The organism is Oceanobacter sp. ABM4_470, assembly GCF_056158645.1.
In genome coordinates, this window is record NZ_JBSWTR010000001.1 from 1,711,167 (window position 1) to 1,736,045 (window position 24,879).

Here is a 24,879-nt window from a genome sequence, read left to right on the forward strand (position 1 = left end):
TGTTTATATGCCGGCTGAAGCCCCTGACTCGCTGTCTGACGCAGCGTTTTGGGGAGTCTTTTCTACCTGGCCGGTGCAAGCTTGCAACCGGATTGGCAGTGGGACTTCAGCCAGCTTGTTGTTTTACGGTTCATCGGTGTTGCCGCTTGCCGTTTTACGGCGTTGCCGATGATTGCACCAGTGGGCCTTGGTCGACCCTCTGATGACTTGCAAAGCAGTGATTATTTGTTTTTGCCTTCCTTGAACAAGGCATCCAGCTTTTCTTCAAAGTCGTGGTAGTTCAGAAAATCGTACAGCTCCATACGGGTCTGCATGGTGTCGACCACAGCTTTCTGATCGCCATCGGCAAGGATGTGTTCGAATACATTCAAGGCCGCCTTATTGGCCGCGCGAAACGCCGACAGTGGGTACAGCACCATGGTGGCACCGTGCTCAGCCAGTTCGTTTTTATTGAACAACGGCGTCGCACCAAACTCGGTGATGTTGGCCAGCAAGTGCGCGCCACCAATGCCGTCAGCGAACGCCTGATAGTCTTCAAGAGTATGCACAGCTTCGGCGAAAATGCCGTCGGCACCAGCTTCCAGACAGGCTTGGGCGCGCTCTACAGCGGCGTTCAAGCCCTCTTGCTGAAAGGCATCGGTACGGGCAATCACAAAGAAGTCGCTGTCGGTTTTGGCATCTACCGCCGCTTTAACCCGATCAACCATTTCTTCCAGAGAAACGATTTCCTTGTTAGGACGATGGCCGCAACGTTTTTGCGCCACTTGATCTTCCAGATGAACAGCCGCCGCACCGGCCTTGATCATCTCTTTGACGGTACGACCGATATTAAACGCACCGCCCCAGCCGGTATCGATATCAACCAGTAACGGGGTCTCTACCGCGCTGCTGATGCGACGAACGTCTTCCAGCACGTCGTTCATGGTCGTCATGCCCAGATCCGGCAAACCGTACGAATGGTTGGCCACACCACCGCCCGACAGATAGACAGCCTGATGACCGACACGCTCGGCCATCATGGCATGATAGGCATTGGTGGTGCCGACAATTTGCAGCGGTTTGTTGTTCGCCAGCGCCTGACGGAATTTCTGACCCGGAGTCATACGACCCTCCTTTTCTTATGCTTGCGACTGTTCCAACAGGAATTCAAGGTTCTGCAGCGACGTCTGAATATGGCGTCGCATCAGCAGCTCAGCGAGCTCCGCATCTCGAGCGGCAATGGCCTCGACAATGCGTTGGTGTTCTTGCAGTGCCTGCAGCGGCCGTTTTTCACTGGTGCTGGTTTGATAGCGATACATACGCACCAGGTGATACAGCTCGCCACACAACATCTGGTGCAGGCGTTCGTTCTTGCTGCCACGAATCAGCCGATAGTGCAGATCCAGATCACCGGCTTTTTGGTAATAAGCCATGCCCTGCTCGGCTTCGATGGAATCTTCATGGTTTTTGAGCAGCTGTTGCAGTTCGGCGATTTCATCGTCGGTCATGCGCTCGGCCGCCAATCGGCAAGCCATGCTTTCCAGCTCGACCCGCACTTCATAAATATCGCGCAACTCAGCCAACGACAGCGAAACAACCCGGGCCCCCGCATGAGGAATACGCACCACCAAATGGCGGGCTTCCAGTTTTTGGATGGCTTCACGCATAGGCGCCCGACTGCCGCCGTATTTCTCCACCAGCATCTGTTCCGAAATACGCTCACCCGGCTTGCGCTCACCCCGAACAATCTCGGTGGTGACGTCGGCAAAGACTTTTTCAGCAAGCGTTTGGGTTTCAGTCATGGATGATGCTCTCGACAGGCGTTCGCTCTGTTTGTCTACAATCTTGTTATGGGTAGTCACAATATTGGCCTTTCAAACCGTTTTCAATCGACCTTGGTTGTAGATTGTATACAAAATAGAAACCCGAGAGCACAAAAGGCAGGTTATGCAGGAATGCCAAGCAGGTTTGTATACGAAGTGGGATGGAGTCGGGAGTTGAGCGGGGCGCGCAGCCTCGGGAGTCGGAGGTCAGCGGAATTGTGGGAGAGAGCTTACTCTCGATGCCCTTGTTCGGGAATGAATTCCCTCCTACAGCGCTGTAAAGGTAGGAAAGCAGGATGCGCGGTGTGCACCCTGCAGAGCCGATGGTTAAACGTTAGCTAACGGCGACGGCTTCTTTTTGAAGATGACGATCCGCAATCCAGAAAATCACCAGAGCAACCACCGCGGTTGCCGCACCGATATAACCGGTCGACGTCCAGCCCAACCCGGCAGAAATCGCCATTCCACCAAACCATGGGCCAATGGCATTGGCGACGTTGAAGGCCGACTGGTTAGAAGCTGCCGCCAGTGTTTGTGCTTCACCGGCAATGTCCATCAGGTGGGTTTGCAACGGAGCCGACAAGCCAACCATGGTGCCAATGGTCACGCAGCTGATCAGAATAGCGACCAGCGATTCCGCCGTGAATGGGAACACCACCAACACAAGCGCGCTCCACAACAGCAGCAGGCCAATGGCCTTGAAGCCCATCTTGTCGAATAGCCAGCCACCCGCCTGATTGCCAATAATTCCTCCCAGACCAAAAGCTGCCATCGCTACCGGAATCCAGACATCTTCCACTCGGGTAACATCCTGCAGAGTCGGTGCAATGTAGCTGAACACACAGAACATGCCAGAGAAGCCGATCGAACCAATCAACAGCGACAACCAGATGTTAGCGCGGTTGAAATCGCGCATTTCCTTGGCCGGATTACTGCGTTTTTCCTCCGGATTCGGCGGTAGAAAAATAAAGGTCAGAATCACGGTCAGCAGCGCTACGGCACCAACAAATCCGAATGCCAACCGCCAGCTCATCACTTGCCCTACCCAGCTGGCCAACGGGTTGCCGATCAACATGGCGATGGTCAAACCGGTAAACACCGAGGCCACTGCCTTGGCTCGACGCTTGGGTTCCACCAACGACGCTGCCACCAAGGAAGCGACGCCAAAATAAGCGCCATGAGGAAGACCGGCAATAAAACGGAACACCACCAGAGCGTAGTAATCGGCCGCGACCGAACTGGCAAAATTACCGACAGCAAAACACAGCATCAGAATCAGTAGCTGAGTACGGCGCTTGAAGCGTGCTCCCATAAAGGCGACCAACGGTGCACCAACCACAACACCCAGCGCATAAGCACTGATCAGATGACCAACCATGGGTTCTGACACATCAAGATCGTTGGCCACAAACGGCATCAGGCCCATCATGGCAAACTCCCCGGTACCAATACCGAAGCCCCCGATGGTAAGTGCCAATAAAATCAGACCAACAGCCAGCGGGCTCAACTCCTTGACAGGGTTGACGACCGATTCAGCAGACATAGCTACCTCAAACGAAAAACAGTGTTTTAGAAAACCGCGAAGCATGGGGCCGGAGAAGGTAATGCACCAGTGGCGCAAGCGGGATGGATTGTCCACTGCAACGAACAAACCTGAGGGCTTTACTCAGGTATTTTGAGAAACCTGGCGTTTCCCCATGGCTATTATTGCGTCAGAGTGACGGCGCTGTCATCAGTTCCCGGGGATATGAAAGAAAGTTGAATGCTGGCTTTGTTACAGGCAAAGTCGCCCCGATTCTGATGGAGCCATAATGTGCTGACTATCTATTGGCTGATTGCCTTTGTTATCGACCTCAAACTGGGCGACCCACACCACTGGCCCCATCCGGTGATATGGATTGGTAAACTGATTAGCCGTTGCGAGGAAGTCTTGCTGCGCCCGAATGCCTCGGCCAATAGCCAACGTTTTGCCGGAGCCTTGCTCTGGTTGCTGGTTGTCGGCCTGTCGACACTGATGTGTTGGCTGTTGGTCAGTGCAGCCAACGCCATACATCCGTGGCTTGCTGCCCTGCTACAAATCCTGATTGCCTACCAACTGCTGGCAACCCGCAGCCTGGCCGATGCCGCCAATCAGGTACTGGACGCGCTGAACTCGGGATCATTGGCTGACAGCCGGGAAAAACTCTCATGGATCGTTGGCCGCGACACAAGCCAGCTGGATACAACCGCCATTGCCCGTGCCACCGTCGAAACCGTGGCTGAGAACACCGTCGATGGCGTCATCGCTCCTCTGTTCTGGCTGTTTGTTGGTGGCGTCCCGGCGATGGTGGCTTACAAAGCCATCAACACTCTGGATTCCATGGTCGGCTACAAGAACAACAAGTATCAGAATTTTGGCTTTGTCTCAGCCAAACTGGACGACATCGCCAACTGGCTCCCCGCTCGGCTCAGCCTGCTGTTATTCGCAGCCGCCGCCAAAATATTGAGACTGAACAGCCGTCAGGCACTGAAGATTGGGTGGCGAGATCGTAATAACCACAAAAGCCCCAACTGCGCCTGGCCGGAAGGTGCGGTTGCAGGCGCACTGGGAATGCGTATGGGCGGGCCCAATGTCTATTTTGGGGAAGTCGTCGAAAAGCCCTGGATTGGCGGCGAAGGCCGCGATGCGACCCCGCAAGATATTCAGCTTTCAGTGCAGCTGATGTATGCCGCTGCCGCCATCAGCGTTGGCTGCTTTGCAGCTGTCAGCCTGATGTTCTGAACGCCTTAGTCTTCTGAACACACGACGCGGGATTCACGGCACTGCACGGCGTCTTGCAATTGCTGCATGCATTCGCCGATGACCCAGTTGACAGCTTGATGGCGTGTTGGTGCTACCGCATCAAAAAATTGATCAGAAAACGGCGGTTTAAGGCTGCAACTCCAGTTATCCGTCATTTCAGGTTCTGCTTCTGCAATGCCCTTGTTATGTGGCTGCTGATGCTTGGCAGGCTTTTCATCCGCATGAGATTGAGTCTGCCCCAGCAGCTCAAACACCTGTTGCTTGTTGAGATAGGCCTCACCATTCACGGTAATCGTGTCAACGGATTGCAATGCTTGCAGCAAACGCTGATTCTCAGACGAATGATCAGTAGCGTAGGCGCTGGATACAGCCATCACGGAAAGCGTAGAAAAAACCAGACCGAAAACTTTGTGGGATAGGGAAAGCATAGGGACACCTGCGAAACTGTAGCAGCAACGCTACCACAATCTCACTGGTGTAAAACATAACAAGGTCGGCCAGTTCTTATGCCAATTCAGAACAGCATGCCGATTCTGAGCAGCATGTTGCGGCAACAACGTTTGAACAGATCAGCCTTCCGGCATTTCAAGTGGCTTAGCCGACACAATGATGCCGTTATTATCGGCATACACGTAGCAACCCGGTTTGAAAACAACACCGCCAAATTTCACGTCGACGTTAACATCGCCCAGGCCACGCTTTTCGGTTTTGATGGGAATGGTCGCCAGCGCCTGAACACCCAGATCGGTTTCCATGATCGCGTCCACATCACGAATACAGCCATTGATGATGATGCCTTCCCAGCCGTTCTTTTCAGCTTTTTCCGCCAGCATATCGCCCAGCATGGCATGACGCAGCGAACCGCCGCCATCAACCACCAACACCTTGCCAGCGCCTTCCGTCGCCACCAATTCACGAACCTTGGAGTTATCTTCAAACGCCTTGATGGTGACGATTTCACCACCAAACGACGAGCGGCCACCGTAGTTGTTGAACAGCGGCTCAACCACTTCAATTTCGCCTTCGTAAGCGTCACACAGGTCTGGGGTCAGAATGTCGGTCATGGCCATTTCCTTCTGGAAGATATATTAAAAATCGTTACCGTTATAAACCAGCCAGCCAACACTGGGAACGGTACTTTGGTGAATGGGCGCTATTCAGAAGGACGATTTTTAGCCCCAAAAACAAGAAAGGACACCAAAGGTGCCCTTTCAAGATTGCCGAACTGCCAGCAGCACATTCGTTACTTGAGGATGGCTCGCTCATCCAGCCAGCTTTCAACCAGAGGCCAGATTTCCTTACTGGCGTATTCGCTGCGGATCATTTCCTGATGGTTGTAGTCGATGGTAAAGCCAGTTGCGGTGCCCAGCGACTGAGCGCGCTTTTCAACCGCATTGCCGCGATCTTCGCCGTAATGATCGAAGAAACGCTGACAGTATTTCACCGGGTCAATTTCGTCGGCAGCGCCCATCAGCATAAACAGCGGCAGCTGGGCGGCTTTCCAGCCTGGCAGTAACGGCTCTTTTTGCTCGTGCAGCTGCCATTTACCAAACAGCGTCTGGCGCGCCAGCATTTCTTTTTTGATGCCAACCGGCTCGTTTTCCGGGCCAATACCGGCCTTACGACCGTCCAGCTCCTGCTTGCGCGACATCATAATGCGCGCGGCAGTACCACCCATTGGCATCCATACATACCATGGCCGCTTGAACACCTGGGCGCCAAAGGTCATCACACCCGGGCAGTTTTCAACCGTCAGCTTGCCTGCGGCAATGGCCGTCGACAACGTCACGCCACCCAGCGAGTGGCCGACCCAGCTTGGGTACTCGCCTGACTTTTCACGCACAAAGGCATGTACCGCCGGAATGTCGTACAAGGCGTATTGTTCAACGGTGTTGAGGGAGTAATCCAGATTGCGTGGCGAATAACCGTGGCCGCGCATTTCCATAACCCATACATCAAACCCCTGACGCACCAACCAGGCGGCCAGCCCTTCGCCGTTGTGTTGCAGCCACAAGGTACGGTTGTTGTAGGCGCCATGCAGCAGCACTACCGGTGGATGACGGCCGTCCCGCGCTGGGGAGGTTTCATAGGTGCCAGACGACAGGTGCGTCACGGCGATTTCAACCGTGCGGTCCTGATCAAGGTTGTGCTTGATCAGATACACATCGTCTGTGAATCCGGCCAGGTGCTCGGCTCTGGCCAGTGTGACAGGAAACAGCTCGCTGCTGCTTTTCATGCAAAAGTGCCTCAAACAAGAATGGGCCATTTCTTTCGAAACAGCCCATCGACAATCCGCGCGCTAGCCAGACATTGGCCAGCGGAGCGCGATTATGCCTTTTCTGCGAGGAAGAACCAGGTATCCAGTACCGAATCCGGGTTGAGGGACACGCTATCGATGCCGTGTTCCATCAGCCACCGGGCGAAGTCTGGGTGGTCGGAAGGTCCTTGCCCGCAAATGCCAACGTATTTACCCTGTTTTTTACAGGCCTGAATGGCATTTTCAAGCAGTTTTTTGATTGCCGGGTTACGCTCATCAAACAGGTGAGCAATGATACCTGAATCGCGGTCCAGTCCCAGCGTCAACTGGGTCAAATCATTGGAGCCAATTGAGAACCCGTCGAAGTGTTCGAGAAATTCTTCGGCCAACAGGGCATTGGCTGGCAGTTCGCACATCATGATCAGTTTCAGATCATTAACGCCACGCTCCAGACCATTCTCTTTCAGCAAGCCAACTACCTGCTCGGCTTCGCCCGGCGTACGCACGAACGGCACCATGATTTCGACGTTGGTGAAGCCCATTTCATCACGCACCTTGCGCATTGCCCGGCATTCCAGCTCGAAGCAATCACGGAAGTTCTTGGAGATGTAACGGGAAGCCCCACGGAAACCCAGCATCGGGTTTTCTTCTTCCGGCTCGTACAAACGGCCGCCAATCAGGTTGGCGTATTCGTTCGATTTGAAGTCTGACAAACGCACAATTACACGTTTTGGCCAGAACGCCGCCGCCAACGAGGAAATGCCTTCCACCAGCTTTTCAACGTAGAAATCCACTGGACCGTTATAGCCAGAGAAACGACGCTGCACGGTTGGCTTGAGGTCTTCCGGCAGGTTGTCGAAGTTCAACAAGGCCTTCGGATGCACACCAATCATGCGGTTGATGATGAACTCCAGACGCGCCAGACCGACACCGGCGTTGGGCAGGCCCTGGAAATCGAAGGCACGGTCCGGGTTACCGACGTTCATCATGATTTTGAACGGCAGATCCGGCATGGATTCAACGCTGTTGGTGCGAATATCGAAGTCCAGTGCGCCTTCGTATACAAAGCCGGTATCCCCTTCGGCACAGGAAACCGTCACTTCCTGACCATCTTGCAAACGCTCGGTGGCGTCTTCACAGCCTACGACTGCCGGAATACCCAGTTCACGCGCAATGATCGCCGCGTGGCAGGTACGCCCACCCCGGTTGGTCACGATGGCCGCGGAGCGCTTCATGATCGGTTCCCAATCCGGGTCAGTCATGTCGGCCACCAGCACGTCACCTTCCTGCACCTGATCCATCTCGTCGATGTCGCGCAGAATACGCACTTTACCGGAGCCAATCCGGTGACCAATGGAGCGGCCTTCAACGGCAACCTTGCCGGTTTCTTTCAGCAGGTAACGCTCCATCACGTTCTTGCTGACACGGCTTTTAACCGTTTCAGGGCGGGCTTGCACCACGTACAACTGCTGGTCGTCGCCGTCTTTGGCCCACTCAATGTCCATTGGGCGGCCGTAGTGTTTTTCAATGATCAGTGCCATTTCGGCCAGACGCTGAACTTCCGCATCATTGATGGAAAACTGCTGACGCAGCTCGCGGTCTACACGCTGGGTCTCAACCGACTTGCCTACGGCTGCGGCTTCGGAGTACACCATCTTGATGGCTTTGGCACCGAGGTTGCGGCGCAGGATCGCCGGGCGACCTTCTTTCAAATTGTTCTTGTGAACGTAGAACTCATCCGGGTTCACAGCACCCTGCACCACGGTTTCACCAAGGCCGTAGGATGAGGTAACAAACACCACCTGATCGAAACCGGATTCGGTATCAATGGTAAACATCACACCGCTGGACGCGGTTTCACTGCGCACCATGCGCTGGACGCCAGCCGACAGCGCAATCTGGGCGTGGTCAAAGCCCTGATGCTCGCGGTAGGCAATCGCACGATCGTTAAACAATGAAGCAAACACATCGCGTACGGCGTGCAAAACGTTTTCAACACCAACGATGTTCAGGTGAGTTTCCTGCTGGCCGGCAAACGAGGCGTCCGGCAGGTCTTCTGCGGTGGCAGAAGAACGAACCGCAACAGCCATATTGGCGTTACCGTCCTGCAATTTTTCAAAAGACTGGCGAATGGCTTCTTCCAGCTTTGGTGGCAGTGGCGCATCCAGAATCCACTTACGGATGGTGCTGCCGACGTCTGCCAGTTGACGAACATCATCGACATTGAGGTTTTGCAGCGCTTCGTTGATGCGCCCGGCCAACCCTTCGTAAGCCAGAAACTCACGATAAGCATCGGCGGTGGTAGCAAAACCATTGGGGACGGTCACGCCCGCATTGGCCAAATGGCTGATCATTTCACCCAGTGACGCATTCTTGCCACCGACACGGTCTACATCACCCATGCCTACCTGATCAAACCAAAGTACATAGTCAGTCAACGTTGTTCTCCTGTACTATCGAGCGTTTTAGAAGCCATTCGGAACCATCGGGCGACGTGCCTGCATTGGGGACCCTGAGTGCTCAACAGAGTGCGCAGACCAAATCCGGGCTCTTGTTTTGTGTCGATTGTACTTGCGGCTTTATCATCGTTTTTGATGCAGGCCACCCTGAACACAACCTTGAGCGACCAGCCCCGGGAATGATGCATCCGGAACCACCCGCACTGGATGAATGGTGTTCTATTCCGTGTTCAACGTTACGCAGCCTGCTTATTGTGCTCTCAACAACCATCCGTTGTCGGCCGCAAGTGCGCGTAATACTAAGTGCAGGACTCGTAAATTTCCATATGAAGCGCTTCGCCTACTTTATTTCCGATGGCACCGGCATTACCGCAGAAATGCTGGGCAACAGCCTGCTGGCACAGTTCGATACCATCGACTTCGAGCGGGTCACCTTTCCGTACGTCGACTCCGTTGAAAAAGCCCAGAAAGCGGTAGAGCAAATCAACAAACAGGCGGAAGAAAGCGGCCATCAGGCGCTTATTTTCGATACCGTGATCAACGCCGATTTGCGCAAAATCATCGAACAGGCCAACGGCTTGAAGATTGATATTTTCGATACCTTCCTGAGCAAGATGGAACAAGCGTTGGGTGTGTCGTCATCGTACAGCGTCGGCAAATCCCACTCGGCACTGACGCCCGCCTACCTGTCGCGTATCGATTCGGTAAACTTCGCCCTCGATAACGACGACGGTGCCCGCACCCGTCACTACCGCGACGCCGACGTTATTCTGGTGGGGGTATCACGCTGTGGCAAAACCCCGACCTGCCTGTACCTGGCGATGCAATACGGCATTCGGGCGGCCAACTACCCGCTGACCGAAGAAGACATGGCCGACCTGAAATTACCCAAGGTACTGGAGCAGTTTCGCAGCAAGCTGTTTGGCCTCACCATCGACCCCGACCGCCTGGCCGTGATCCGCCACGAACGCCGTGCTAACAGCCGTTATGCGTCGTTAAAGCAGTGTTATCACGAAGTGGATGAAGTAGAAGCCCTGTTCGAGCGTGATCAAATCAAATACATCAGCACCACCGACAAATCGGTAGAGGAAATCTCCACCCGGATATTGGCCGAAACCGGTCTTCAGCGCCGATTGCAGTCCTGATTCATAATGTCGGGTGTCGGTATTGTGTGGGAGAGAGCTTGCTCTCGATGATCTCATCGGGAATGAATTCCCTCCTACATTATTACCACCAACGTAGGTTGGATAAACGAGCGCAGCGATGTGCCATCCATCACCGCAGCGCCAGCAAATAAAACACGTTGCTGTAAAAAACAAATTCCCTACCACAACATCCACGCCCGGCACGTGGGGCGTAAAATCACTCGCCCAAATCGGCCAATAACATGCTCAAGCGATCGTTCATCAACCGGGCCACTTGCTTCGGATGGGTAAACACCAACGAATGGTCGGCTCCGGGAATCAACTGTGACACCCAGTCCGCGCTCTCCTGCTCCAACCGTTGCTGGCGAGCGTACATATCCGGCGAGCTATTTTCACCCACCATGCTCAGCCCCGGAATCCCGGAGACCCAATTCAGGTAATACTCCTGCTGGCTGCCAAGCGATTCACTGACCGCATGCAGCGCCTGACGCAAGCCATTGGCGTTGGTTTTCAAGCGTTTGATCGCAACCTTGTCGGCCATCGCATTTACACGGCGATTAGGCGACACCGCGTTCAGAAAGTCGATATAAGCAGCATCGTCCCCGGCGCCAAAGCGTTCGCTCAGCCCGGCATAGCGCTCCTGACGCTCAACCAGATGCTCAGCGTCATTGCCCGCCAACCAGGCCGGTTCCAGCAGGTAAATCAGCGGGAAGCTGTGGGTCTTCAACAGTTCACCCACCACGGTGCCGCCAAACGAATAACCGGCAATGTCGGCGTCCCACCAATCCAGCTTGTAGATCAGCTCTTCTATCTGGCGGGCATAGTCCTGAGCTGTTGGCTGATCCACGTTTTTGAACGTGGCACCGCCCATGCCAGCAAGATCTGGCACCAGAATTTCGCTCCAGCCTTGCAGGTAGTTCACTACGTAGGTCCAGGTCAATTCACCGGCGATGCCTGCACCGTGCAACAAAATCAGCTTGCGGCCGTTGGGGTTATCCGGACATTTGTAAATGATGGCGTGCTGGTCGGCGCTGGCGGTGGATACGTTTACGGGATGCTTTTCCAAGGGAGTTCCTGACTGCTGACTCGAACATAAAGTGGGATAAAAACGACGCCTTGCGACTCCGGATAGCAATTTACCGCCACAATCGTTGCCCGAGGGGTTGTGAAGATACTTTACGGGGGCGGATAATAGCGCGCTTGATCGCTTTCTTGAATTTTCGGTGTTGTTTGGCCTAATGCCTTATTTTTGCCAGTCCCTGTCTTTTTCCGCCCAAGCCTTGTTGTTTGCCTGCCATCGTTTGCCTGCTCCGGCGCTGCTGTACAGTGGCTTGAGTGGCCATCCGCGAGAGCACGCTGCCGACCAGAAACGCTGGGCTGTACTGGCGTTTGAGCCAACCCAACAACGCTGTGTTCGCTCATCAATTGACTGGAATGCGCTCACCGCTGACCTGGGCCAACAGGGATTTCATACCCAGCTTGGCCTGACCGTACCTCACGAGCGGTTTATCAGCGGTTGGATGGGGTATTTCAGTTACGATGCCGGGCGTTTTACCGTATCCGGTTTGCCCAACAGCGCAATTACTGAGTCAGATACCTCGACAGCTGAGCTGCCGTACGCCGAATTCAATCGCTACGCCTTCAGCATTTTACTGGACCTGGATTCTGACCAGTGCGAGCTGCGAGCACCGCAAGCGATGACAGAAAGCGAAGTGGCCAACATCACCGTCCAGCTGCAACAGGCGCTGGATGCCTCGGTTCACCTTGATTCAGAACCTGCCAACTGGAAGCCGGGTTGGGACGATCAGCGTTACGAACAGGCGTTCGATCGCGTGCAGGAATACATCAACGCGGGCGATGTGTATCAGGTAAATCTGACCATGCCTTTCCGTAGCCAAGCCAACCTGACCGAACGCAACCCAACCGAGTTGCTGCAACATTTCGATGCGCCGTTTTCCTGCTACTTCAAATCCGATGCCCTGACCCTGTTCAGCGTCAGCCCGGAACGTTTTGTAAAACTGGAAGAGCACCGCATTGTCACCAGCCCGATCAAGGGCACTGCCCCCCGTGGCGCAACGGTCGAAGAAGACGAAGCCAACAAACAATGGCTTGCCAGCAGTGAAAAAAACCAGGCCGAAAACCTGATGATTGTCGACCTGCTGCGCAACGATTTGGGCCGCTCTGCCCGACCCGGCAGTGTGAGCGTCGACAAACTGTTTGATATTGAATCCCACGCTAACGTGCATCATATGGTTAGCACCATCAGTGCCGAAGTGCAGCCAACCTTGACCCCACTGGATGCGGTGCTGAATGCATTTCCGGGTGGTTCGATCACTGGCGCGCCGAAGAAGCGCGCCATGGAAGTGATTCAGGAACTGGAACACAGCCAGCGTGGGCTTTACTGCGGCTCTTTTGGCTATTTCAGCGACAGCGGCGTAGCCGACTTCAACATTCTGATTCGCTCCATCGTTGCGACCGAAAGAGGCGCAGAATGCTGGGGCGGCGGCGGCGTGGTAAAAGACTCAACTGCGGAGTCTGAATACGAGGAAATCTTCAACAAGGTGCAGCGCATCATGGATGCGCCGTTGTAAATCAGCGTTCGGGTTGGTGTAGGAGCGGATTTATCCGCGAAGTAGTAACCGACGTAGTGCCTGACACAGCAACGGCCGCCCACTGCGACCGAGTCGAGATTGAAATCCCTCCTACAAATAAAAGCAGGCTCGTGTAGGAGCGGATTCATCCGCGAAGTAGTAACCAACGTAGTGCCTGACACAACAACGGCCGTCCGCTGCGGCCCAATCGGGATTGAAATCCCTCCTACAAATAAAAGCAGGCTCGTGTAGGAGCGGATTCATCCGCGAAGTAGTAACCGACGTAGTGCCTGACACAGCAACGGCCGCCCGCTGCGACCGAATCGGGATTGAAATCCCTCCTACAAATAAAAGCAGGCTCGTGTAGGAGCGGATTCATCCGCGAAGTAGTAACCGACGTAGTGCCTGACACAGCAACGGCCGCCCGCTGCAACCGAATCGGGATTGAAATCCCTCCTACAAATCAGAGCAGCGCTCTACACAGCACTCCAACCCAACACCAGCAAGGCATAACGTCCGGCCTTGCCCACAAACACCAGCAACAGCACCCAGTACCACTTCAGCCGCGCTAACCCAGCCAGTAAGGTAAGCGGGTCACCAATCACCGGCAGCCAGGCCAGCAGTAAGGTGCCGTAACCGTATTGGTTGAACCAGCTATTAGCGCGCTGCCACCAGCGCTGATTACGCCAATGGTTCACCCGGCTTGCTCCGGCCCAGTAGCCAATCAGGTAGTTGATCATCGAGCCGCCGACGTTGCCGACGGTGGCCCAAAACCAGAGCCACCATGGCGATAGCCCCTGATCCATCAGTGCCAGCAAAATCAGCTCGGAGCCCATCGGCAGCAGCGTTGCAGCGATCAGGGCGGATAGAAACATGCCGCTGTATCCCAGCGGCAGCAGGCATGAAGCAGTCGTTAGTTGCCCAAGGCAGTCAAAAGAGTCCAACAGAAGCTCGTGATGGGTAAAAGCGTCAGTTTAACCTAAGCCTTAACCCTACTCTCAACCCAATACCTCTAGCTAATACCTCAACCCAACCGCTCAGCCCAGTGACCGCTTGGGTCGGTAAGCCAGCATCAGCAGAATCATCAACACCGCGCCCGAGCCAATTGCTGCCGGGAACAGGGCTGTGGTAATAGAATAGTGTTCCAGCGCCAGAATGGCGAACACGTTGCGAGTCGCACCCATTACAAAAAACATCATCGACTCGGAATACGGGTCTTCGGTAATTTTGCGGGCCGTTGGCCAGAACGCCAACACATCGACAAACGTCAGTACGATCACCGCCCACATGGGGTCAGACGTGACAAACCAGATCGGCAACGACGACACCGCTGCTGCAAAGAACCAGCGATCCGAACGGGTGATAGAAATACTCTGACGTTTAACCCACGCAAGCCAGGCAATAAACACCGTAATCACGCCGGAAATGCCAATGGGCCAGGCTCCTGCCCCACCGCCGTCGTACAGCTGTGCGGCAAACACCACCAGCGTGGTAATGGCCCAGATGACCCAGGAAAACACATGGGGACGCACCACACCGCTTAACGTGCCACGCACATACGGATAGAAGCCCGCCAGCGTAAACAGAATGCTGATCACGCTGAAGGCTTCCTTGCTAAGCAGCAGTTGCATCAGTTGGCTCGAGGCCTGGGGTTCCATAATTCACCGCACGAGATTTCAAACCGCTAATGTAGCACAGCGGCCGAGCGGTAACGGTCTGATCACGACAGGCAATAGCAACTATTACAGATATTCCCCATTGCCTAGTCGCTTGCTACCCGGGAGGCTATCGCGTCCGCTATACGCACACCGTTTGAAGCCGATACCCGGTGACCCAAAAACTCGCCCAACTGCGCCAGCTCATCCCTGGTCAACCCCACATTCAGCGATGCGCCAATGTGCGACCCCAGTTGCGAATCGGTACCGTCGATGGCCGACAGAATCGACACAGTAAGCACCTCACGTTCCTGAATGGTCAGTAGCCCGCGCGCGAATACATCACCAAACAGGTGCTTTTGCAGGAAAGTATTGGCCACTGGTACAAAATCAAACAACGGCCCTTCGACCTTGCGGCCAACCAGATCGGTTTGCACCTGAGTGCCAATTTGCTGGGCTTTTTCCGGCGCTGGCAGTTCATCCGCTTCCGGGCCGGTTTCGTCCTTGATGCCGCTTTCTTTACGCTCGTCTACCAGCGCCATGAGGGTAACCAGTCCATTCAGGGACTTCGGAAAACCGCCATACGGATACAGGTGCACCATCACTTCTTTCAATTCGTTGATGCTGATTCCAGCATCCAGCGCCTTGGCCAGATTCACTCGCAGCGAACCCATATCCCCCGCTGCGGCAAAAGCAGCCACCGCAGCCAACTGCTGGTTTCGAGCGCTGAGTTTGTCGAACGTCGGCTCACTGGCCTCAATGGCATTCAGCGCTGCCTGGTACTGAGCGTCGGTCACTTTATCCTTCCAGACGACGTTTTCACCGTCTTTGCTGTTGGTCACCACAAAGTGCGTCATGGCCGCATGTGGGGTAGCGCCATGCCAATGGTCCACGTCCTCCGGGCACCAAACGGCTTCGCCTTCGTGGAATTCCACCACCTGACCATCGCGAGTAGCGGTAATCGCCGTGCCCTTGGTCACCACCATATGCTGACCCGCCGGATGAGAATGCCAGGCCGTACGAGCACCGGGTTGAAAGGTTACATAAGCACCGGAATACGGTGTTTGGTCGCCTGGGAAAGCCATTTCGACGAACACGTCACCAGTAAACAAATGATCCGGCCCGGCAAAGGTGGGCAAACTGCCGGCGGCATACACTTGTTGGCGCTTGCCGCTATTACTTTCAGCGCCGCTGGTGGTTTCGGCAATGGCTTCGCCCGACAAGGCAGCAATTGCCATCAGAGCGGCCGGACTTAAACGGGATTCAACAGACATAACAGCCTCCAGTAAGTAAACACACTGCACCGCATTGTTCATCCAAATCAGCTCAGCAAATCAGCTCAGCAAATCAGCTCAGCAAATCAGCTCAGCAAATCAGCTCAGCAAATCAGCTCAGCAAATCAGCTCAGCACTCAGGTGCAGAAAATCGGTATCAGAATTGAGCCATGAAACGCTGCTCAAGATTCATGAGCGAGATTCATTACCGCATACCACCAAAACCCACTGACTCACGCCACGTGTCGTTGTCTCATAGCGGACATTGGTACCGATTGATGTTTTATCGATTTATGAGGAGCACGTTATGAAAACGCAGAACACCGCAGAGCTGGAACTAACACAGCAGTGGGACAAAACCTTCCCGCAAAGCGACAAGGTCATTCACCAAAAAGTTACCTTTAAGAACCGTTATGGCATCACGCTGGCAGCGGACATGTACACACCGCTTGAACCAGATAGCGATTCACAAAACCCACTGCCCGCACTGGCTATCTCAGGGCCTTTTGGCGCAGTAAAGGAACAGGCATCCGGGCTGTACGCCCAAACCATGGCCGAACGGGGCTATGTCACCCTAGCCTTCGATCCATCATTCACGGGTGAAAGCGGCGGCCAACCACGTCACATCGCCTCCCCGGAAATCAACACCGAAGATTTCAGTGCTGCGGTCGATTTTCTGGGCCTGCAGAACAAGGTCAACCGCCAGAAAATCGGTGCCATTGGCATCTGTGGATTTGGGGGCATGGTGTTGAATGCCGCTGCCGCAGACAAACGCATCAAAGCGGTTGTTACTACCAGCATGTACGACATGTCGCGAGTGATGTCGAAAGGCTACTTTGACGCCATGACGGCCGAAGAACGTGAACAAGCATTGGCCGCCATGAGCGAGCAACGTTGGAAGGATGCTGAAGCCGGTGAACCGGCCCTGTCAGGTCAGGGATTGCCTGCTGAACTGACCGGTGACGAACCGGAGTTTGTAGCTGGCTATTTTGACTACTACAAAACGCCACGGGGCTTTCACCCTCGTTCAATCAATTCCAACAGCAGCTGGACGACCACCAGCCCAATGTCTTTTATGAACATGCCGCTGTTGAGCTACATTGATGAAATCAGCCCTCGACCGATGCTGCTGATCGCCGGTGAAAACGCCCACTCACGCTACTTCACGGACGATGCGTTTACTGCGGCGGCGGAACCCAAGCAAAAGCTGATTCTGGAAGGGTTGGTTCATGTCGATCTGTACGATCAGGCAGACAAAATTCCATTTGAGCGGATCGATGCTTTCTTTGGAGAAAACCTGGTCTGATTCTCTGACCCTATGCTTCGCAGCCTCTGCCCGGAGCTCTAATAGTCAAAAGCGCTGACTACCACTGCCCCAGGCGCTGGTTCAGCAGCCGGCGGGTATGAATGGTTTCTGATGGCAGTTCGCCAAATTGCAGTTTGTAATCCTTGGCGAACTGGCTCAGGTGCCAGAACCCCCATTGGGTTGCGATGTCAGCCACGCTGCTGCCTTCCGCTGCCTGCAACAACGCCCGGCGTACACCATTCAAACGCGACACCCGCAAATACCGAATTGGGCTGATGCCCAGAATGCTTTGAAAGCTGTACTGTAAGGTACGACTACTTACATTCGCCTGCTCGCACAGTTCGGTCACGGTAAACGCACGATCCGGCTGGCTGGCAATCAACCCCTGAACCGTATCGACCACCTGCTTTCGATGCTGAAAACTCGGTGTATCGCTGGGGGCCGGTTGTTCTTCCTTGAGCAATTCCAACACCGTCAGCATCAAGACTTCCCGTGACAACCGGTTACGGCCTCGTTCGTCCTGATCGTTCAGCATACGCGCCAAGATATAGCGGGCGTCGTTCAATACCTTCTCAGGAATCTGATGACGGCCAGGGCCTTCCTGCCACACATCAGCTAACTCATAGCCATGAATATCAGCCATGGCCTGCAAGGCATCGCGCTGCACCACCATGCCATACAAGCTGTATTGCTCTGGTGTCGACAGCTGGAAGTCGTGGTCGCCCGGCTTACACATAAACGCGGTGCTATCCACTTCCAGGCCGTTGATGCGGCAATTTTGCTGATCCGCCAACGGAATGCCCAGCCAAATGGAATCGGGCCATACCAGGCACTTCTGTTGCAAAGCCTGACTGGTGTCTTCCCGAAACACCTGCAATTGCTCGAACGGCAGTTCGACGATATGACCAGAAAATTCCCCCTGACTGACCTGATCGTACTGCTGGCTCCAATTGGTGAGGTTGCTGGCGTGCAAGTCGGCATCGCTGGCTTCCCTATGTTGGAGCACGACGCCCTCGCTTGGTGCGCCGTGAGTATCCATTTGCCTCATGGCTGCCCCCGGAATATCGAAATTGCGCAAGCGTGAAATTCGTAAAACTTATAAGTCATTGATTTTTATAGGCTTTATGCCTTTTGCAGAAACTTGATAACCACTGCCTGGTTAATTGGCAACAATGACCGAAGCAAAACCTGTGCCCCAGCACTATCAGGAGCAACCTTTATGTCAGCAGAACAGCAGCACGCCGCGTTCCGCCATCAGGCAGGACAAAGCACCTTTTATTTTCGGGATTTGGCCGACTTGATGGCCAAAGCCACCCCCGCCCGTTCCGGCGACCGTCTGGCCGGAGTTGCCGCCCGCAGCGCCGAAGAACGCGCCGTGGCACAAATGGCACTGGCCGACGTTCCGCTGAAACGTTTTCTGAGCGAAGCCCTGATTCCCTACGAAGACGACGAAGTCACTCGTTTGATCATGGACGACCACGACAAGAACGCCTTCGCGCCGATTTCTCACCTGACGGTGGGCGACTTCCGCGACTGGCTGCTGAGCGATCTGGCAACGACGTCAGTGCTGGAGCAAATTCGTGCGGGTATTACGCCGGAAATGGCCGCTGCGGTGAGCAAGATCATGCGCAATCAGGATCTGATTCTGGTAGCCAAGAAATGCCACGTAAAAAGCGCCTTCCGCAACACCATTGGCCTGCCTGGGCACCTGTCGACCCGTTTACAGCCCAACCACCCGACCGATGACCTAAGCGGCATTGCCGCCAGCATTCTGGACGGTTTGCTGTACGCCAACGGCGACGCCGTGATTGGTATTAACCCGGCTACCGACAACGTACCGCAAGCCTGCCGCCTGATGAAAATGATGGACGAGGTGATCCAGCACTACGAGATCCCCACCCAGTCCTGTGTTCTGACCCACGTGACCAACACCATCGAAGCCATTGAGCAAGGCGCTCCGGTGGATCTGGTATTCCAGTCGATTGGCGGCACCCAGGCCACCAACGACAGCTTTGGTTTCAACCTCGCTACCCTGCAAGAAGCCCGGGACGCTGCCCTGTCGCTAAAACGCGGCACGGTGGGCGACAACGTTATGTACTTCGAAACCGGCCAGGGGAGCTCGTTGTCAGCGAATGCCCATCACGGTGTTGACCAGCAAACTTGCGAGGCTCGCGCTTATGCGGTCGCTCGCAAGTTTAGCCCCCTGCTGGTCAACACAGTGGTGGGTTTTATTGGCCCGGAATACCTTTACGACGGCAAGGAAATCACCCGCGCCGGCCTGGAAGACCACTTCTGCGCCAAGCTGCTGGGCCTGCCGATGGGCTGCGACGTTTGTTACACCAACCACGCCAACGCCGACCAGAACGACATGGACAACCTGATGACGCTGCTGGGCGTGGCGGGCTGCACCTTCATCATGGGCATCCCTGGCTCTGACGACATCATGCTGAACTACCAAACCACCTCGTTCCACGATGCGCTGTACGCCCGCCGGGCGCTTGGCTTGAAGCCCGCACCGGAGTTCGCCGCCTGGCTGGAACAGGTCGAGATTTTCCGCAACGGCCAAAGCTTTACCCTCAACAACCAACTGCCTGCCCGATTCGAGCAGTCGTTAGGCAACCTGCTGGGAGGTCACTGATGAGCACCGATAACCGCATCAAGGTCGATACCGACGAGCTACAAAACGACGACCTGAAAACCGGGCAGGATTCCGCCGTTACCGACAACCCATGGGAAAGCCTGCGCAAATTCACCGACGCCCGCATTGGTCTTGGCCGTTCTGGCGTCAGCGTGCCGACCAAACACCTGCTGGACTTCCAGCTGGCCCATGCCCGCGCCCAGGACGCCGTGCACAGTCCACTGCAAACCGAACAGCTGATAGACAATTTGGTGCAGCAAAGCTGGTGCCCCGCCGGGCTGCCATTCCAGCTACACAGCCAGGCAGAGCACCGCGCGGAATACCTGCAACGGCCGGATTTGGGCCGTCGTTTGAACAGCGGCTCGCAACAGATTTTGCAAGACCATCATCACCCCAAAGCGGCTCAGGGCGAACGCTACGATCTGGCCATTGCCATCGTCGACGGCCTGTCTGCTCGCGCCATTGAAGACAACTGTTTGCCGTTTTTGGCGCAGCTGGTGCCACTGCTAACCGGCCACAAACAGCCATGGAGAATCGCCCCGCTGGCGATTGTGGAGCAAGGCCGCGTTGCCGTTGGCGACCACGTGGGTGAACTTCTGAATGCCCGTTGTGTACTGGTATTGGTGGGCGAACGCCCGGGGCTCAGCTCGCCCGACAGCCTTGGGCTGTACCTGACCTGGAACCCGAAAGTGGGCCACACCGATGCCCTGCGCAACTGCATTTCCAACGTGCGACCGGCCGGATACCGTTTTCCGGAAGCGGCTCGCAAAGCCCTGTACCTGCTGAACGAAGCCCGTCATCTGGAAGTTTCAGGGGTCAACCTGAAAGACCGCAGCGACGACTCAGCACTGGAACAGGACGACAACCATAACCATAACTTCTTGATCGGCCACAGCTGATCGTTTCGAACTGCCCTCGATGTAAGGAAAACTGATGTCTGCATCCCCTCAACTTGATCAGGAATACCTGGCTCAGCGCCAGCTCAAGCGTGGCTCAGCCGGTTGGCTGCTACTGGCTGGCCTGGGTGTTTCCTATGTAATCTCTGGTGACTTCGCTGGCTGGAACTTCGGTATTGCCGAAGCTGGCTGGGGTGGTTTTGTGATCGCCGCCGCCCTGATGGGCCTGATGTACTTCACCCTGGTTCTGTCGCTGGCGGAAATGTCAGCCGCCATTCCTGCCGCCGGTGGCGGTTACAGCTTTGCCCGTCAAGCCATGGGGCCGGTGGGTGGCTACATGACCGGACTGGCGGTATTAATTGAATACGCCATTGCCCCGGCCGCCATCGTGATCTTTATTGGTTCGGCGGTGGAATCCCTGCTGGGCTTTAACGGCCCAGTGGTGTACGCCATTTTCTACGCCGTGTTTATCGGCATTCACCTGGCTGGCGTGGGCGAAGCCCTGAAAGTCATGATGGTAATCAGCGGTCTGGCCGTACTGGCGATTCTGGGCACTGCCGTTGCCCTGATTGGCGACTTCAACGCCGATCTGCTGTTCGACATCGCTCCTACCGACGCCGCTGGTGCCTCTGAATTCCTGCCATTCGGCTGGTACGGCGTATGGGCAGCACTGCCATTCGCCATGTGGTTGTTCCTGGCGGTAGAGGGCGTGCCACTGGCTGCTGAAGAAGCCAAAAACCCGGCCAAAGACGTACCGAAAGGCATCATTGGTGCCATGATCTTCCTGCTGTTCACCGCCGCGCTGGTGGTCTTCATTCTGGCCGGTATCACAGGTTCCGAAGCGCTGGGCAGCAGTGCCGTACCTTTGGTAGACGCCCTCAACGCCGCAGGCAAACCACAGTTGGCTACCGCCGTTAACGTACTGGCACTGGCTGGCTTGATCGCCTCTTTCTTCTCGATCATTTACGGCTACAGCCGTCTGGTGTTCGCCCTGTCTCGCGCTGGCTACCTGCCACAGAGCCTGTCACTGACCAACAAGCGCAAGGTTCCGGCCCGCGCCCTGATCATCCCTGGCATCTTTGGCTTCCTGGCCTCCCTCAGCGGCGAAGGCGACCTGATGCTGACCATGGCTGTTGTAGGTGCCACCGTGTCTTACGCCCTGATGGCCCTGAGCCACATCCTGCTGCGCGTAAACCAGCCAGACCTGCCACGCCCTTACAAAACTCCGGGTGGCGTGTTTACCTCTGGTATCGCTTTTGTACTGGCCATCGTCGCCCTGACTGGTGTTTACGCCTTCGACCCACGTGCGTTCTTCTACACCATTGGCCTGTTCATTATTGGCGCTGCTTACTTCTTCCTGCACAGCCGCAACAACCTGATTGCCAAAACCGCAGAAGAAGAATTCAACCTGCTGGCCGCTGCTGAAGCCGACCTGGAAACAGCCAAGTAAGTTTTGACTCACTGGTTGTTTGATCGGACGGCTGCCTGAAGGGACCAACCGCCCGATTAAAAAACAAAAACGCCCGACGGGAAACCGCCGGGCGTTTTTGTTTTTACGAGCCCATTCCCAAGCGGAGCGCTGGGACGAGACAACACTGGATTTATAAACAGCATATCAAGACAAGACTAAAAACCCTGCTCGTTTTGCCTGAAACAGTTGCTCGTTTTCTCATCACCATGTAGCGTAAGTGGCTGAAATCAGGGCAGTTAGCAAAAAAGGAAGCCTGCTTTGCGTGCCGTCGGATAGGGAAAAACGCGCATGCGCGTTTAGTCGGGGTTGTGCGATTGGGTCAAGTACAAAATAGCCATAGAAAACAGAGGCTTGAGTATGATTTGCAACAAAATGAGCCACCGACAAAACGCGCATGCTCAGAAATAAAGCTGTTAGAGCTACCGAAAATTATGGAAATTTACGAAGCACCTAAAAGTGATATAAAAAAAGAATTGGATTCTGTATTCAAAAGATCTCTATGGATACTTATTCCCGTTAATCTATATTTTTGGTGGAAGCTCTATGATTATATAGATTTATATGCTTGGTCTTTGGGTAATTCTAATTTAATCGACATGCTCTTATTAAGTATCAATATTCCAATATATATTTCTGGGATTCTGTATATATTTTTCATTAAGGTCCCACCGAGGCTTTTTTGGAAAATATGGGTGCTGTTAGCAATTGGCGATGAACTAAGAGTAAATATCTTCGAATTCGGTAATTTCTATGAATCGCTTATATATGGCGGGCCTGTATATCCGCTATATTTTATAGGCATACTTTATGCCTTTGGACTAAATACGATGTGGAAAGACCCCCGAGTATGGGGTAGATATAGCTCTAACACTTTAATCCAGCCGATCGCTAAAGCGCCGGCTGATTAAGGCGTTAGCTTTCTCGAGAGTGTTGCGTATGGATTGGAAACAATACGAAACAGAAATATTTGAGCTATTTCAACGGCAATACCCTGATGCAGAAATCACTTTAGATGCTAAGAAAATTGGCCTTTATTCTAAAGTTGAAAGACAGATCGATGTTCTAGTCGAGCAATACATAGCAGGAAATCGTTTTACACTTGTAATTGATGGTAAATATTTCAATAAAAAAGTTGATGTTAAAGCAGTAGAGAGCTTTATTGGTATGCTCGAAGATATAGGAGCTCATAAAGGGTTATTGATTTCAAATCAAGGGTTTAGCGAGGCTGCATATAATAGAGCACACTTTGGCCCGTCAGAAGTTGAGTTGGATATTCTAAACTTCAAAGACCTTCATCAATTTCAAGCTCACGGTGCTATGCCATATGCGGGAGAAAATATTGCTTTAGTACCTGCCCCGTTTGGCTGGGTAATTGATGCTCAAACGACACCAGCGTGGCTAGCTACACTTTATCAACAAGGCTTAACTATTGACAAAGCCATCGATAAAAATGAGTTTATGTATATTCAATTTTGGGATCGAAAAGCTCAAGGTGATAGTTTAGATGATTTGCTGAAATTGCAACTATCTAGATTTAATGAAAATGATCCTGATGCAAAAATTGAATATTTGCCAACGATAAAACGCCAAGGCCAGCGTACGTGTCTTCGTAAAGCTACGATAAATAATTACCCATCATCAGAGTTTACTGGCTTTATCGAATTTTCTGATTTTATATTCTTTTGTGTAATGTTTACTCCTGAAAATAGAGAGCGGCAAAATATTCGAAAGTTGGAAAATATATTAGAGCTTGTTAAAGCTGGTAAAGTGAGGCATGAGAAATCTAACAAGCAAATCAACGCGGACTAATGATCTTCCCCCATTTTACCGGACACCTTTTTAACGACGAAAAGGTGTTCTATGCCAGCTTACAAAAACCAGAGAAAGACAAAGCAATACTCGCTTGAATTTAAACGCTCGGCGGTTGAGATGAGTCTTGAAGAGGATGTTCAAGTGCAGCAAGTTGCAGAGCGTTTTTTCCACTTTTTCGGAAATTAAGCCGTTCGGCGAAAAGAATATCGGGAAGGTCAGCTGAAGCCCTCTGAGCAAAACCATTCTAACGATCGCTCAGCCCAATCCGGTTTCTGCCCCTGCCTCTACACTGCCTCTTTCTCCTGGGAGCAGAAATAACAAAGAGGATAATAACCAACAAAGGTTTGATTTTTGTGCCAAGCCTTCACACTATCAAACTCCGGATTGAAACAGCGCTCAGCGATAAGGCGACCCCAACATGAAAACATGGACACCTTTCAAACTCAGTCTGTTACTAACGATCGTTCTGTTGGCGGCGCCGCTGGTAATAGCGTTCGTCTTCAAAATGGATGGTATGGTGGAAGCTGGCTGGACCATGTACTTTTTGTTAATCCCCGCTTCATTAGTTGCCATCACCATTGGCTTGATCACGTCTCTGGTTCTCAAATTTCGTCGACGTCACTGGTTGACTTCCTGACAAGCGCGTTCTTGGTGGCTCTGTTGCTGACCGCCCATCTGTCTGCCTGACCGCTCCACGAACCAACTTTACCGTCCAGCCGACATAAAAAAGCCGCCTGCACATAATGCGAGGCGGCTTGCGAACGTTTGGATATTTTGCTGATCTCTGCGAC

Annotated in this window: 21 protein-coding genes; 9 read left to right on the top strand and 12 right to left on the bottom strand. The window is 53.8% G+C overall.

Annotation, left to right across the window (positions count from 1 at the left end):
• Positions 1 to 221 precede the first annotated feature (221 nt).
• From prpB to ACXADJ_RS07550, 3 genes are all read right to left on the bottom strand, one after another.
• Positions 222 to 1,103, bottom strand: coding sequence for a methylisocitrate lyase (prpB, locus tag ACXADJ_RS07540; protein WP_475064381.1), 882 nt, complete (start codon positions 1,101 to 1,103; stop codon positions 222 to 224).
• A 15-nt stretch (positions 1,104 to 1,118) separates the two neighbouring features.
• Positions 1,119 to 1,781, bottom strand: coding sequence for a GntR family transcriptional regulator (locus ACXADJ_RS07545; protein WP_036534260.1), 663 nt, complete (start codon positions 1,779 to 1,781; stop codon positions 1,119 to 1,121).
• Positions 1,782 to 2,136: 355 nt separating this feature from the next.
• Positions 2,137 to 3,345 carry an MFS transporter gene (locus tag ACXADJ_RS07550; RefSeq protein WP_475064383.1) on the bottom strand — a complete coding sequence of 403 codons (1,209 nt, stop codon included), beginning with the start codon at positions 3,343 to 3,345 and terminating at the stop codon, positions 2,137 to 2,139.
• Positions 3,346 to 3,615: 270 nt separating this feature from the next.
• Between ACXADJ_RS07550 and cbiB the strand changes: the two genes are divergently transcribed.
• Positions 3,616 to 4,563 (top strand): adenosylcobinamide-phosphate synthase CbiB, encoded by a 948-nt coding sequence (cbiB, locus tag ACXADJ_RS07555; protein WP_475064385.1) that lies wholly within the window; start codon positions 3,616 to 3,618, stop codon positions 4,561 to 4,563.
• A gap of 5 nt (positions 4,564 to 4,568) precedes the next feature.
• Here the strand turns inward: cbiB and ACXADJ_RS07560 are convergent, their stop codons facing one another.
• From ACXADJ_RS07560 to ppsA, 4 genes are all read right to left on the bottom strand, one after another.
• The gene (locus ACXADJ_RS07560; RefSeq protein ID WP_475064387.1) at positions 4,569 to 4,958 is read right to left on the bottom strand and encodes a hypothetical protein; all 390 of its coding nucleotides are present in this window, start codon (positions 4,956 to 4,958) and stop codon (positions 4,569 to 4,571) included.
• Positions 4,959 to 5,153: 195 nt separating this feature from the next.
• The gene (rraA, locus tag ACXADJ_RS07565; protein ID WP_028292436.1) at positions 5,154 to 5,648 is read right to left on the bottom strand and encodes a ribonuclease E activity regulator RraA; all 495 of its coding nucleotides are present in this window, start codon (positions 5,646 to 5,648) and stop codon (positions 5,154 to 5,156) included.
• A gap of 179 nt (positions 5,649 to 5,827) precedes the next feature.
• Positions 5,828 to 6,820 carry an alpha/beta fold hydrolase gene (locus ACXADJ_RS07570; protein WP_475064390.1) on the bottom strand — a complete coding sequence of 331 codons (993 nt, stop codon included), beginning with the start codon at positions 6,818 to 6,820 and terminating at the stop codon, positions 5,828 to 5,830.
• A 92-nt stretch (positions 6,821 to 6,912) separates the two neighbouring features.
• On the bottom strand, positions 6,913 to 9,279 hold the full coding sequence (gene ppsA, locus ACXADJ_RS07575) for a phosphoenolpyruvate synthase (RefSeq protein WP_475064392.1): 2,367 nt from the start codon (positions 9,277 to 9,279) through the stop codon (positions 6,913 to 6,915).
• Positions 9,280 to 9,626: 347 nt separating this feature from the next.
• Between ppsA and ppsR the strand changes: the two genes are divergently transcribed.
• Positions 9,627 to 10,445: a posphoenolpyruvate synthetase regulatory kinase/phosphorylase PpsR gene (gene ppsR, locus ACXADJ_RS07580; protein ID WP_475064394.1), complete on the top strand. Its 819-nt coding sequence runs from the start codon at positions 9,627 to 9,629 to the stop codon at positions 10,443 to 10,445.
• Positions 10,446 to 10,662: 217 nt separating this feature from the next.
• Here ppsR and ACXADJ_RS07585 read toward each other — a convergent pair whose 3' ends face one another.
• Positions 10,663 to 11,511 (bottom strand): alpha/beta fold hydrolase, encoded by an 849-nt coding sequence (locus tag ACXADJ_RS07585; protein WP_475064396.1) that lies wholly within the window; start codon positions 11,509 to 11,511, stop codon positions 10,663 to 10,665.
• A 172-nt stretch (positions 11,512 to 11,683) separates the two neighbouring features.
• Here ACXADJ_RS07585 and pabB point away from each other — a divergent pair, with 172 nt between their 5' ends.
• Positions 11,684 to 13,036, top strand: a complete 1,353-nt coding sequence (pabB, locus tag ACXADJ_RS07590) for an aminodeoxychorismate synthase component I (protein ID WP_475064397.1) — start codon at positions 11,684 to 11,686, stop codon at positions 13,034 to 13,036.
• 476 nt (positions 13,037 to 13,512) lie between these two features.
• Here the strand turns inward: pabB and ACXADJ_RS07595 are convergent, their stop codons facing one another.
• The 3 genes from ACXADJ_RS07595 to ACXADJ_RS07605 all read right to left on the bottom strand — a co-directional run bounded on the left by ACXADJ_RS07595 (position 13,513) and on the right by ACXADJ_RS07605 (position 15,965).
• The gene (locus ACXADJ_RS07595) at positions 13,513 to 13,911 is read right to left on the bottom strand and encodes a YqaA family protein (protein ID WP_475064400.1); all 399 of its coding nucleotides are present in this window, start codon (positions 13,909 to 13,911) and stop codon (positions 13,513 to 13,515) included.
• A 162-nt stretch (positions 13,912 to 14,073) separates the two neighbouring features.
• Positions 14,074 to 14,667: a hypothetical protein gene (locus ACXADJ_RS07600; protein ID WP_475064402.1), complete on the bottom strand. Its 594-nt coding sequence runs from the start codon at positions 14,665 to 14,667 to the stop codon at positions 14,074 to 14,076.
• A gap of 131 nt (positions 14,668 to 14,798) precedes the next feature.
• Entirely contained in the window at positions 14,799 to 15,965 is a 1,167-nt protein-coding gene (locus ACXADJ_RS07605; RefSeq protein ID WP_475064404.1) for a cupin domain-containing carboxymuconolactone decarboxylase family protein, read from the bottom strand.
• A gap of 307 nt (positions 15,966 to 16,272) precedes the next feature.
• On the opposite strand from ACXADJ_RS07605, the gene ACXADJ_RS07610 reads away from it, so the two are divergent.
• Complete coding sequence (locus tag ACXADJ_RS07610) at positions 16,273 to 17,271, top strand: alpha/beta hydrolase (protein WP_475064406.1); 999 nt, start codon at positions 16,273 to 16,275, stop codon at positions 17,269 to 17,271.
• 58 nt (positions 17,272 to 17,329) lie between these two features.
• Here the strand turns inward: ACXADJ_RS07610 and ACXADJ_RS07615 are convergent, their stop codons facing one another.
• Positions 17,330 to 18,277, bottom strand: a complete 948-nt coding sequence (locus ACXADJ_RS07615) for a helix-turn-helix domain-containing protein (RefSeq protein WP_475064408.1) — start codon at positions 18,275 to 18,277, stop codon at positions 17,330 to 17,332.
• A gap of 213 nt (positions 18,278 to 18,490) precedes the next feature.
• Between ACXADJ_RS07615 and ACXADJ_RS07620 the strand changes: the two genes are divergently transcribed.
• The 5 genes from ACXADJ_RS07620 to ACXADJ_RS07640 all read left to right on the top strand — a co-directional run bounded on the left by ACXADJ_RS07620 (position 18,491) and on the right by ACXADJ_RS07640 (position 24,085).
• Positions 18,491 to 19,909, top strand: a complete 1,419-nt coding sequence (locus ACXADJ_RS07620; RefSeq protein WP_028292445.1) for an ethanolamine ammonia-lyase subunit EutB — start codon at positions 18,491 to 18,493, stop codon at positions 19,907 to 19,909.
• Entirely contained in the window at positions 19,909 to 20,808 is a 900-nt protein-coding gene (gene eutC, locus ACXADJ_RS07625; protein ID WP_475064411.1) for an ethanolamine ammonia-lyase subunit EutC, read from the top strand. Before ACXADJ_RS07620 ends, eutC begins: the two co-directional genes overlap by 1 nt.
• A gap of 34 nt (positions 20,809 to 20,842) precedes the next feature.
• Positions 20,843 to 22,255: an ethanolamine permease gene (eat, locus tag ACXADJ_RS07630; RefSeq protein WP_475064413.1), complete on the top strand. Its 1,413-nt coding sequence runs from the start codon at positions 20,843 to 20,845 to the stop codon at positions 22,253 to 22,255.
• A 335-nt stretch (positions 22,256 to 22,590) separates the two neighbouring features.
• Positions 22,591 to 23,184, top strand: a complete 594-nt coding sequence (locus ACXADJ_RS07635; protein ID WP_475064415.1) for a hypothetical protein — start codon at positions 22,591 to 22,593, stop codon at positions 23,182 to 23,184.
• A gap of 28 nt (positions 23,185 to 23,212) precedes the next feature.
• Positions 23,213 to 24,085, top strand: coding sequence for a restriction endonuclease (locus ACXADJ_RS07640; RefSeq protein WP_475064418.1), 873 nt, complete (start codon positions 23,213 to 23,215; stop codon positions 24,083 to 24,085).
• The last annotated feature ends 794 nt before the right edge of the window (positions 24,086 to 24,879 follow it).